Origin of the sequence: Candidatus Brachybacter algidus, from assembly GCF_016707225.1 — a bacterium.
Taxonomy (GTDB): Bacteria; Bacteroidota; Bacteroidia; order Chitinophagales; family Saprospiraceae; genus Parvibacillus; species Parvibacillus algidus.
In genome coordinates this window covers 150,929-162,982 of the sequence record NZ_JADJID010000007.1, presented here as the reverse complement: position 1 = coordinate 162,982, position 12,054 = coordinate 150,929, and the positions used below count along the sequence as shown (strand labels likewise).

The window sequence follows — 12,054 nt, the reverse complement described above, 5'->3', positions numbered from 1 at the left end:
TACAATCTTTTATTAACTAAATAAATTCAAGTAATTTATACACTCAAATTGACCTAACAAAGATAATTCGAAAAACAAAGAAGTTTCAATTTACAAACGTTTATAGTCGTTTGTAAGCGTTTATTATCGGTTATCTTGAATAAATGGAAGATTTTTGAAATACACTTTTCGACTACAATAAATATACACTCAACAATCTAACAACTCCTTATATTTGTACATGCGCATCCTCCTACTTCCGACTTATTTATTTTTACTGACTCTGGTATTATTTTCCTGTACCAAAACACCTCCTCCGATGACTGAAGCAACTGATTTCTGTTCCAAAATCCACAGAAATGATTCAATTAGTTTGACTCAGGAATTATCCGATTACCAGGAAAAAATGAAGACCCAAACAGGCGTATATGTTTTGGAAGATGGCGGCAGGTCGTTGATAACCCGGGCATGGCTTTCTGAGTATGCAGAAAAGACCATAGATATTCAATACTTTATATTTTCAACAGACAACGTCGGCCTCATTGCATGTGATTATTTGGTGAGAGCGGCAGATCGTGGTGTAAAAGTCAGAATCCTTGTAGATGATATTATGGTGGATGCAGCATTGGAGGATATTCTCATCTTTGACAGCCATCCAAATATAGAGGTCAAAATATACAATCCCGGTGTCAATCTTGGGAAGAATATTTTCAATAAACTCCACAAATTTGCCACCGATTTTCGCTCTGCCAATCAACGTATGCACAACAAGACCTTTATCGTCGATAAGCAAGTCGTCATCACCGGAGGCAGAAATATAGCAGATGAATATTTTGATTACGATCATGAATACAATTTCCGGGACAGAGATGTCCTACTGATGGGAAAGGTTTCCGGAGAGGTAAATAAATCCTTTGAAGAATTTTGGAACAGCGATCTGAGCATTCCTGCCGTCGATCTTATAGGAAAGGACAAGATTGTGCCAACTGAAGCGAAACGTTTCGACAAACTTCATGAATATGCCTGCAATCCGGATAATTTCTGGCCACAAGTCAGAAACGAAATCGAAAATTTTAGAGACATCATTGAAGAAATCAAAAAGTCAAATCATTTCATTTGGTTAGATAATGTCGAATTTGTCTCAGATATACCCGGCAAAAACGACGGCAGCAAAGGCCTTGGAGGTGGTGGAGTTTGCACGGATGCACTGATCAAACTGATTAAAAATGCAAATACAAGTTTAGATCTACAGACGCCATATTTAATAACAACTGAGCTCAGCCGCGGGCTTTTCAGAGATGCTGTAAATCGTGGTGTAAAGATTAGAATACTTACAAATAGTCTATCTTCCACTGACAATGTCGAAGCCTTTAGCGCCTATCAATCGGACCGCAAGGAGTTGTTGGCGACCGGTGTCAGAATCTTTGAATTCCGTCCGGATGCTGAAGAACGTATGTCCATCATGACCGGTGAATTACAAAAGACAATCGATTACAAACCTATATTTGGTCATCATGCCAAATCTATGGTCGTAGATGGCAAAATCGCTGTCATAGGCACCTTCAATCTTGACCCGCGTAGTGCCAATCTCAACACAGAATGTGTGGCTATAGTGCACTCAGATCTAATTGCACAGGGAGTATTAAAAGGAATGGAAGAGGAATACAAACCCGGCAATAGTTGGGAGATAACTAAGGATTTCAACCCTGATTCAAAAGTTTCGAGAAAGAAAAGGTTGAAAACCTGGACGAGGAAAGTGCTGCCGAAGGGAATACTGTGAAAAAATTATAAATGGTGAATGATAAATTATAAATGGTGAGTAATGGGTAATGAGTAATGGGTAATGGGTAATGGGTAATAGGTAATGGGTAATGGGTAATGGGTAATAGGTAATAGGTAATAGGTAATAGGTAATGAGTGATAATTGATAAGTGCAGTTACTTCGCATTTAAAAAATTAAATAAAATTCACTACATGAATAATGAATAACTTAGCCAAAATAGAAGCGACAAAAGTGAGACATAGCGAGCGGATTTGGGTGGATTGGTTCATAAAATTAGACATATAAACTAGTTAGTGGTAAGTAAAACGTAGAATCGAGAAAAGACAGAATTAAACAACAAAATTTTATCAATATTTTAATGGCAATTTATCAATATTATTTAGCATTTATTCCTAAAATTGGAATACTTAAAAAACACGAAGTAATTCCAAATCAGATTGAAATAAGTAAAGAAACTGAATATTTTGAAGCAAATACAGAGGAATATTGGGAATTAGCTCAAGTAACTTTTCACGAGATTAAATTGGAAATTGACAAAATTGTTGAAAAAGCAAATTGGGGAAATAAAAATGACAGTTTTAATTGGAAAACTTATAAAGACGAAATAGATAATGATGCTTCGATGTTAATAAAACCTGAAACTGAAAAGATAATTGAACTTTCATTCAGAGCTGATTTAAGAGAACCTAATTTAAAATTTTTATATGGAATGTTGGAATTGGCTAAAAATTATAAAATGATGCTTATGGACAGAAAAGGAAACTTAATAAACCCAAATTTTGATGAATTAAAAACTTTTATAAAAATGTCAAATTCTTTTAAATTTATTGAAAATCCAGAAAAATTTATTGATGATTTGCATACCGGAAAAATAAATATTGAATAAATAACCAGACACTTATCGAGTAGACGGCCTCACCAGATTACTACGATGTATGTGCGGTTCACACCACCCCAATATCATTAAGTTAAGGCCATATGTTCATTCAAAATATCTCGGTGCGCTGCACCTTGGAGCAGCCTTAATACGAACTCCATAAATCTAGTTTCCTCATTCCACTTTCTATTGTCATCCTCGATTTGTATTAGATTCCTCGTTTCACTCGGAATGACATCATAATCTATTTTTTGGGAAGTTAAGCGGTGGCACAGCCACCGCCTAACTTCCCCCTTAAACCCCAGACACTGATCGTCATTCCGAGCTACGCGAGGAATCTTCCCCTATATAACTAAATTTAATGTGCTGTAAATCTGGTAATTAAAATAATTAGTAATAGCTCCCCCTTGGCCCCCTCAAACAAGGGGGATATGTTTTCACCGCTTACTCTTCACTCTTATTGTTACCTTTTTAATTTTGGAAGCAAAGCATTACAGTGGAACCAACATCTAATCGCGCAGCTGCGGGACCATCTACCTTTGTTTGTTAACTGCCGAAACTTGAGTACTTAAAACTAATTAAAAATGCAAAATTTACCAATCTACGTTTACATCACATTTGGTGTTACTGTACTCGCTGCTATCTTGCTTTTCTTCAGAGCCACCAATTATTCGAAGCCATTTATTATTGGTTCGCTTTCTTGGATAGGACTTCAGTCAGCGCTAGCCATTTCGGGGTTTTACAATGATACTGCCACCATGACGACAAGATTTACCTTGTTATTTCTGCCGGCGCTGCTTTATATATTGTCGCTGTTCTTCTTTAAGAAGGGAAGGCAAATTATTGATGACTTGAATTTGCCAACGCTTACACTGATTCACACAATCAGAATTCCAGTAGAAATGGTATTATTCTGGTTGTTTCTGCATCACTCCATTCCTCAGGCGATGACCTTTGAGGGCAGAAATTTTGATATACTTTCCGGAATTACGGCGCCTTTCATTTATTATTTTTCTTTTGTCAAAAAGAAATTAGGAAATAAATTCATAATTATTTGGAATTTAATTTGCCTGATATTATTGATAAACGTCGTTTCAAATGCGCTGTTATCCTTACCGGAGCGGTTTGAGTTATTTGGTTTTGAGCAACCGAATATCGCTCTCGGATTTTTTCCTTTTATGTTATTGCCCACTTTTCTGGTACCCCTGGTGTTATTGGCTATGTTGGCGAGCATCAGGCAATTGATAAAATACAAACCAATGAATTGACAATAAATATTTGGAAGTAAAAAAGTGTAAAACAAGTGTGGCATTCGCCAACAAGGTATTGGAAGAACAGGGCTGAGGTGCGAACTTCAGCTTTCGTGTTTTATGTGTGTACTGTGGATTTATCTTTAAAGATAGGATGATCCGGTTATTGGGAATTGATTGATCTGGATTTTAGAAAATAAGGAAGATGTTCTGCTTTAAATCAATATCTTTGGAGAAATTGGAATCACATTTATGTAGAGTTACCCAAATTGGGTGGATATGCGAAACTCTGTGAGGGATATAAATAAGTTGGGTAGGTTTAAGAATAAACTATGAGTTACGATATAATTTTTCCAGATAGAAATGGAATTACTGGGAATGAAACAATTACAACTGAAAATAATATTGTGCTCATTGGAGCAAATGGTTCAGGTAAAACACGATTAGGTGTTAGAATTGAGGAATTGACCCAAAATTCTATCACAGTTCATCGAATAAGTGCCCAAAAGGCCTTAAATATTCCTGACTATGCTGAAATTAAAAACATTGAACAAGCAGAAAACGAACTTCTATTTGGAAGGTCTGACGAGCATGCTAATATTGATAATAAAATGAATACAAGATGGGGCAGAAAACCTGCTACCTTCTTGCTAGATGACTATTCAAGGCTTCTTTCATTGCTTTTTGCTAAATCAGCTGAAAGAGACAGGGATTATACGCTTGCTGCGAAAGAAAGAGAAAGTTATTCAGAAGTACCAGATGCACCTATAGACAAAATTATTTCTCTATGGAACACAATAATGCCACATAGAGGAGTCTCATTTGCCGATGGAAAGGTCATGGCTCATAAGACAGGGCAAGATGAGTATCATGGTCAAGAAATGAGTGATGGAGAAAGGGTTATTTTGTATTTAATCGGTCAATGTTTATGCATCCCTGAAAATTCTATAATTATTATAGATGAACCTGAAATTCATATACACAAATCGTTAGTTGATAAACTATGGAATCAGATTGAATCGCATATTCAAAACAAACTTTTGATATATATCACTCATGATTTAGATTTTGCTTCATCAAGAACTGATGCCAAGAAAATATGGATTCAAGAATATAATGGCAATAATCAATGGTTTTGGGAAGATACACCTGTTGACGAGAATTTACCTGAAGGTTTAATGCTTGAAATAATTGGAAATAGAAAAGATGTGATTTTTTGTGAAGGTGAAAGCGGAAAACTAGATTCTGCAATATATCAATTAATATATCCTAATCACCATATAATACCAAGAGGGGGAGGCGACAAAGTTGTTGAAGCTACAAAAGCATTCAGAGCTAATACTGCTCTACATCATCTTACTGCTCATGGGATTATTGATAGTGACTATAAAGAACCAGCAGAAATAGCAGCATTATTAGGTCATAATATTCATACTATATCTGTTGCTGAAATTGAAAATTTATTTTGCATAGAGCCTGTATTGCGAATAATTTCTGAACATTTAGAAATGGATGCTAATGACAAAGTAAATGAAGTGATAGACTTTTTAATTGCTTCTTTGGTTGCTGAATTTAGTGTTCAAATTTCGTCAAAAGCTGAAAAAATAATTGAATATCAGCTCGGAGCATTTTCAAAGGAATCTAATTCAGAACAAGGCTTAACAGATGGTCTTAAAACTACATTGGAAAGAATTGATGTTTCAGCAACATACGAGGAATCAAGAGTTGCTTTTCAAAATGCCATTGATGAAAGGAATTTAGAGAAATTACTCCTGATATATAATAGAAAATCCCTTCCAAATAGACTTTCTGGAACTTTCGGCTTAGCAAAAGGAGAGTATGGAAAACTATTAGTTCGTTTATTAAAAGGGAGCAGACAGGCGGAGCTTATTGCTGCACTAAAACAGTTCTTACCTGAAATATGAAATAATAAAAGCACTACTCATTCGAGTAGACGGCCTCACCAGATTACTCTGATGTGTTGCGCCTCTCACACCATCGTGCGTGCGAATCACATATAGGGCGGTTCATTACCCACAAAAAGGATACTTACTATTCCATGTTAATAAATGTCTCTTAAACATCCTTTCTCTCTCTGCTTTTAGCTACTTATACAGTGGAGTTTGCAATTCGTGGCACACACAGCACCCATAAGAAATTGCTGTTCATTGTTTAAATGAAGACTTTATGGCTTTTGGTCGACATCCTTCCATTTGTAAAAATAGAAAAGCCAACGATCTAAGCAGCGTTGCTTTTCTGCATAGAAAAGAAACCTAAGCAAGCGATGAAAATGATCGGAGGTCAGATTCCATTCACAGTGCATGCATATGAGCGTTATGGCAAATAATTCTGGAGGAAGAATATGGAATAAATACTTGTGAAAAATGAATATCTTTAGAGGAATTTAACTTGTGGTAATTGCGCATTTATCTATATTGGCGATATATGTGTTATGAAGTGAGGGATATAAACCAGTTGGGTGCTATGTTAAAAATGCCAAACTATTGCTATGAAAGATAAATCAGTAATATATCCTTCAAATAAACTATTAATTGAATTAGCAAAAATTTGTAAGTCAGTTTATGGAAGTCCTATAAACCATAAAATACTAACAATTAAAGATAAAAAGCTAAACCATCAAAGAATAATTCATGGTTCATTACATAGAGGTTTTTGTAGATTATTTTGGAATGAAGAATATGTCATAATTGCATTTCGGGGTACTCGTGAGAATTTGGACTGGCAAATTTCTAATCTCAAACTATTTCCAACGCGACTTAAGAATTGTGGTACAGAACCACAATCAATAAAAGTACATTTTGGTTTTCAAAAAGCTCTTTATTATACAGACAAAACAACTGGACTGAAAAGTATTGATGCTATTTACAATCATCTTGAAAGTAATGATTTATTAAATGGAGATAGAAAAATTATTATTACAGGACATTCGTTAGGAGCGGCAATTGCAACTTTATTTGCAGTTAAACTCCGTTTTAAATATAAGAATATAACTGATAAAAGTATTGAACACATTATTTTATTTGGCTCTCCCGCTGTTGGATTTGATGAATTTAAGCGTTATTATGGCGACTTAAATTCGAGGACATTAAGAGTTATCAACGGTTCTGACATTGTACCTTTTACACCTCCGTTTTTCTTTAGACATATAGGTGAGTCAATTTGGTACAATAAAACACAAGTAATCGAAAATGAGAGTTGGTTATTTAGACTATTGTATTCGTTAAAATTACCAATTAGCAATTTTTTTAAAGAACATTCTATGGAAAAATATATTGAAACGTTAAAGGGCTTGAATTAAAAGCACAGCACCCAATCGATTAGACGACCTCACCAGATTACTGCGATGTCTGCGCGGCTCACACCACCCTGCGTACGGACTACGTGCAGGGCCATCTTTAACTCAACCGAATTTGTTTATAGTATTCAAGCATTGAGATAGAAGCTGCGACTTCAAGTGATTTGCAATTACTGTATTTCTGAAAATGAAAATCGTGTTCATCACCACTAACCTTTGAAGTCGCCCTTATAAATACAGATCGTTAAGCCCAATCAAAAAATTAATAAAAAAATATTGTTAAATATTATTATCTTGCTTGTGTTTTCTAAAACCATTTGCATTGAATTATACAATATGTCTAATTAACAACTAAAAATTCAACATTATGTCTAATAAATATTTATCAGAATTTGAACAGGAGTTTGAAATGGATGATGAAGCAAATGATTCATCTAGATTAAATAATGAATATAGTTATGAAGTTGATGATGAATTTGAAAATGATGATGAATTCGAAAATGACGATGAATTTGAAAATGATGGTGAACTCGAAAGCGATGATGAGTTGGAAAATGATGATGAATTCGAAAATGATGATGAGTTGGAAAGTGATGATGAATTTGAAACTGATGATGAATTTGAAACTGATTATGCTTCCATGAGTCGTGATGGTAATTATGACAGGGATAGGGAGTTCGAAAATCGTTTATATAGAGCAATCAGATCGAATGCAGATAATGAACTCCAAACAGAATTAGAGATAGATAACATCCTGCATGAGATGGAGCAGGACTATTTTTTTGGATCTGCTAAAAGGTGGCTTAAAAGAAAAGCAAAAAAGTATGGCAAATTTGCTATTCCTGGTTATGGTGCATTAAAGGCCGTATCGTCCTTAGGTAGAATTAATATAAGAAACTTATTAAAAAATAAGTTACTTCAGACAGCTGCCGGATTTATTCCTGGCGCAGGACCAATAGTAAGCAAAGCAATGGGAATAGCCGGTGATGTCCTGAATAAGGCTGATGCCGCTAAACAAAGAATTGAAGATGTAGTTCAGGTTGGTAAAGATGCATATCAGAATTTAGCAAGTACAATTCCTGAAGCTCAAAATGAATTGGAGGTAAAAAAGGCATCTAATATTGCCTTAAGGAGTGCTCTTAATAATCAGCGCCTAAATAGAAGTAGAAATCGCACAGTAATTGACAATAGAAAAAGTACACAATACTCAAATAGGACAAAAAGAATAATTAATCTTCAACCTAATTCCAGAGTTGCAATTTTCCCATTAAAAATTTCTATCAATAGAAGACAAAAAGTGATCCCTATAAAGCCTTCTTCTATCGTAGTTGTCAAAAATAACAGGATTATCATTTGGGAATTAAAATAAAAAGTAATGCTTGATGCTGCTTTATATAAGCCTAACTCTTTTTTACTTTCTAAGATAGAATCTTTGAAAGCTAGGACTGAGTTGTTAACAGGGTTGAATAAAGTTGTATCTACAAAAGTTTATTTAAATATAAAGCCTGCCCAATGGTTTCCTATTAATAATCAATTAAATACTGTTGCAAATAAAATTTCTCGTCAATTAGACACCTGTACAGATAGTTATTTGATTTATGCAGACGATGAAAGGCAAAAAAGTAAGTTAATAAATGTACTGGGTGAAATTGAATTACAACTATCACAGGCATATAACTTCTATGATACCTACATGGATATTCTTACACAAAGATTAAGTCCTGTTTTAGGTCCTTTGCTTAGAGGTTGCGATGAAATTGCAGCAGATGGATTAAAACATGAATATCTTACATCTGTTACAAAAAATCCAATTGTTTATTGTGATAGAGGTTTTGGAGCAAGTATTTTACGTGAAGGTGTAACACTTGCAAAAACTGTAAATCCTGTCGCCTTTATCGCTATTCCATATTCCAGGCTGGCAGAAAAATACAATTTAATTTCAATTTATCATGAGGTGGGTCACCAGGCATTATATAAACTCGATCTCGTTGAACCGTTTCGGCAAGTCTTTTCATTGTCTGCAAAAAATGCTGGAGCAAATCAATTACTTCAAAACATGCTTGCTAACTGGTCAAAAGAAATCATTCCGGATTTTTGGGCTTTTGGGCATACCGGTATGGGGCAAACATCCTCTATCAGAGATGTATTATTAGTTCCCCAAGCAATGGCATTGAGTATTTCACCTTATCAACAACACCCTCCTCCTTATTTGAGATTTCTAATTTCTGTAGAATGGTGTCGTTTCTTATGGGGTCGAGGTGATTGGGACGAGTGGGCTGAAGAATGGGAGACTTTTTATCCTGTTGAATATTTAGATAAAGCAACTAAAGAAATTATTCTACAAGCAAAAAAAATATTACCAAATATTGCAAGGGCAACTATAACTACCCGGTTTAAAAAATTAAGCAATAAAACTATTGCCACCTTTTTTGATATGGAAAGTATTAGCCCAGGTAATTTATTAAAATGCAAAAACAAAGATCATCTTTTAAATCAATCAATTGGAGTTCAACTGTCTGCATTTAGACTTATAAGAGACAAAAATAATATGCCGATTGCTAAACTAAATGCAATTTTAAATTCATGGCTAATTAACCTAAGTACACAAAATAATTATAATCACAATTAAAAATTAAGATATATGCCAACTGATTCATTATTTAAAATCCATGAGACTTCTCAATTCAAATGGTCTGATATGCCCTTTTTCCTTATAGATTATTACAATTATATGTTGGGTATTGTTCACTCAAAAGATAAAGATCAATTTAAGGATTCAAATTTTAAATTTTACAACCCTAATTTATGTTTGGCATTTAATGGATATTCAAATGATGATAAAGAGATGAATAATAACACTTATTGTCAAGAATTGAAGGAAGAAAATAATTTAAATAATAGCCCATGTTACCCACAATTAAATTATAACCGAATAAGACCATTTGATAACAAAATAATTAGTACTAAACTGCAGCTTACAAACCAACTAGGCATGGGTTCAGTCATCTGGTTATACTATTATGAAAAAATGGGCATATTTAAAATTTTGGGTGCATTACTAGATGATTACAACTACAAAGGAAAATATACTATTAAAATAAAAAAAGACTATGCAGTCCTATTAGAGCATGTATCTACCATGTATCGAATGGGAATTTCCTCTAATTTAAGGGACAGGGTTACGCTTTATGAAAAGTCGCTGGGGCTATCTATTGATAATAATTATGGCATGGCTACCACACGAAATGAAAGTTTCATGAAAACTTTTGATGGGATTTTAAAACAGGCTTTGGAGCATTATGCTTACAGGAGATTAGATAATGCGATAAATTTAGCATCCAACCCTCACCCAACAAGGTCTTCCGTGGCTACTTTAACCACAATTAAAGATTCTCTTGAAAATCTTAAGAGTCAATTTCAACCTTTTTATTACGGACGAAATACCATAAACACTTTCCTAGGCATTGCAACAGTATATGCAACTATATGCTTAATACGTTTGCTAAAAGGCGAAATAGGCATCTCTCCACAATTTGACAAACCTCAAGATTTTATCCCAGCAGCGTATGATATACTTGTAATGGGTAAGCCTGCCGTAAATACAGACAACAATCGGTTTATAATATATGATAATTGTGCTTCATACGGTTACCGCCTATTAACAGATTTTGAATTGGTGGACACTTCATTATTTAATCCAAGTAGTATTATTGATGATCCGCTAAATTTATGGATTAATAATATAGAGCCATGGGTGGAAGGGTATAAGAAAGCGGTGGGTTCTATTAAAGATTGATTAAAAAATCAGTCTAAAGGAAAGAAATTTTTTAGGCAGAGAATTTAACCTCCTCAAAGTTTGATTAATAATATATTTAATTAATTTATTTTATAAATCGGTAAAATGTGCAAAGAGATATTCTGAACAAAGAGATTGAAAATCTTTTTTCAAAAAAGGAAAATGGAATAGTTTCTTATGAAATACAACCATCAAACATCAATGTTTATAACACTGATTTAAATGCTCCTTACTATGGTGGTAATTTCGATTTCTCCTATGATGGTGGATTGAACGAGGCGACGGTAACCTTTAGTACATATTTTTCATATCGAAAAAACTTTAGTAATGCAGAAAAAAGACTTTTTGAAAATAATTTATTACAAGCGATAGATGTGTGGGACAATGCAGCAGAGCTTCAATTAAAGGATGTTAATGGTAATTACAATACTAAAATTAAAATTAGATTCAAACTCCGCCTAGTAAAGAATACTAAATATGCCAATAAAAAAACAGATGTGCATCCCAATGGCACGTGGTCTTCTTGGTTTAATGGCAAAGACCGGGAAATTGTTATGAGGAATCTGAATGTTTTCATAGGCTCGTCAAGAAATGTTTTGGTACATGAATTAGGACATGTGTGGGGCCTGATGGATGAATATGATACGAAATGGATTGAAATGAAATTCAGTCCTGCCCATGTAGGAAAAGGCTCTCCGCTTTTGAAAGATGAGAAAGCAATTATGAATTTAGGTTATCAGGATGAAATATTTAATTCAGGTGAATTCAGGACAAGATATTTTACACATTTTGGAAGAAAAATATTGGGCGCGTTTTGGGGTTTAAAAGACTATATGTTACCTATTAAAGTTAAAAGCAACATTGTATCTACAGTGATTATAGGCAGGATAAACCTGCTCAAAAAAGACATTCAAGGGAGCCCTCCAAACGCCGCGAATGTTTCTACACTTAATCCGGGGTTTACGAACATACAAATAGCAAAAAGGGGAAAAGTAAGTGAAAGAAACAAGGAGTTTGGAAACAATCAGGAAAATAATTCATTTGTGTAAAGCG

Annotated in this window: 9 protein-coding genes; all 9 read left to right on the top strand. The window is 34.2% G+C overall.

Translation table 11 applies throughout. From position 1 onward, the window contains the following. Positions 1-220: 220 nt before the first annotated feature. The 9 genes from IPI15_RS18020 (at position 221) to IPI15_RS17980 (ending at position 12,050) form a co-directional block, all read left to right on the top strand. Entirely contained in the window at positions 221-1,759 is a 1,539-nt protein-coding gene (locus IPI15_RS18020) for a phospholipase D family protein (protein ID WP_287421650.1), read from the top strand. 361 nt (positions 1,760-2,120) lie between these two features. After that, positions 2,121-2,648 carry a hypothetical protein gene (locus IPI15_RS18015; protein WP_287421649.1) on the top strand — a complete coding sequence of 176 codons (528 nt, stop codon included), beginning with the start codon at positions 2,121-2,123 and terminating at the stop codon, positions 2,646-2,648. A gap of 575 nt (positions 2,649-3,223) precedes the next feature. Beyond that, the gene (locus tag IPI15_RS18010) at positions 3,224-3,907 is read left to right on the top strand and encodes a DUF8737 domain-containing protein (RefSeq protein WP_287421648.1); all 684 of its coding nucleotides are present in this window, start codon (positions 3,224-3,226) and stop codon (positions 3,905-3,907) included. Positions 3,908-4,221: 314 nt separating this feature from the next. Beyond that, positions 4,222-5,814 (top strand): DUF4435 domain-containing protein, encoded by a 1,593-nt coding sequence (locus tag IPI15_RS18005; RefSeq protein WP_287405202.1) that lies wholly within the window; start codon positions 4,222-4,224, stop codon positions 5,812-5,814. Positions 5,815-6,398: 584 nt separating this feature from the next. Continuing rightward, positions 6,399-7,208, top strand: coding sequence for a lipase family protein (locus IPI15_RS18000; protein WP_287405201.1), 810 nt, complete (start codon positions 6,399-6,401; stop codon positions 7,206-7,208). A gap of 364 nt (positions 7,209-7,572) precedes the next feature. Beyond that, positions 7,573-8,574: a hypothetical protein gene (locus IPI15_RS17995; protein WP_287405200.1), complete on the top strand. Its 1,002-nt coding sequence runs from the start codon at positions 7,573-7,575 to the stop codon at positions 8,572-8,574. Between the two features lie 6 nt (positions 8,575-8,580). Continuing rightward, the gene (locus IPI15_RS17990; RefSeq protein WP_287405199.1) at positions 8,581-9,834 is read left to right on the top strand and encodes a hypothetical protein; all 1,254 of its coding nucleotides are present in this window, start codon (positions 8,581-8,583) and stop codon (positions 9,832-9,834) included. A gap of 12 nt (positions 9,835-9,846) precedes the next feature. Then, complete coding sequence (locus IPI15_RS17985) at positions 9,847-11,001, top strand: hypothetical protein (protein WP_287405198.1); 1,155 nt, start codon at positions 9,847-9,849, stop codon at positions 10,999-11,001. Between the two features lie 107 nt (positions 11,002-11,108). After that, positions 11,109-12,050, top strand: coding sequence for a zinc metalloprotease (locus IPI15_RS17980; protein WP_287405197.1), 942 nt, complete (start codon positions 11,109-11,111; stop codon positions 12,048-12,050). Positions 12,051-12,054: the final 4 nt, after the last annotated feature.

Coding starts and splice junctions, on each gene's coding strand:
- IPI15_RS18020 (WP_287421650.1), top strand. CDS start 221: ATGCGCATCCTCCTACTTCCGACTTATTTATTTTTACTGACTCTGGTA.
- IPI15_RS18010 (WP_287421648.1), top strand. CDS start 3,224: ATGCAAAATTTACCAATCTACGTTTACATCACATTTGGTGTTACTGTA.
- IPI15_RS18005 (WP_287405202.1), top strand. CDS start 4,222: ATGAGTTACGATATAATTTTTCCAGATAGAAATGGAATTACTGGGAAT.
- IPI15_RS17990 (WP_287405199.1), top strand. CDS start 8,581: ATGCTTGATGCTGCTTTATATAAGCCTAACTCTTTTTTACTTTCTAAG.
- IPI15_RS17995 (WP_287405200.1), top strand. CDS start 7,573: ATGTCTAATAAATATTTATCAGAATTTGAACAGGAGTTTGAAATGGAT.
- IPI15_RS17985 (WP_287405198.1), top strand. CDS start 9,847: ATGCCAACTGATTCATTATTTAAAATCCATGAGACTTCTCAATTCAAA.
- IPI15_RS18000 (WP_287405201.1), top strand. CDS start 6,399: ATGAAAGATAAATCAGTAATATATCCTTCAAATAAACTATTAATTGAA.
- IPI15_RS18015 (WP_287421649.1), top strand. CDS start 2,121: ATGGCAATTTATCAATATTATTTAGCATTTATTCCTAAAATTGGAATA.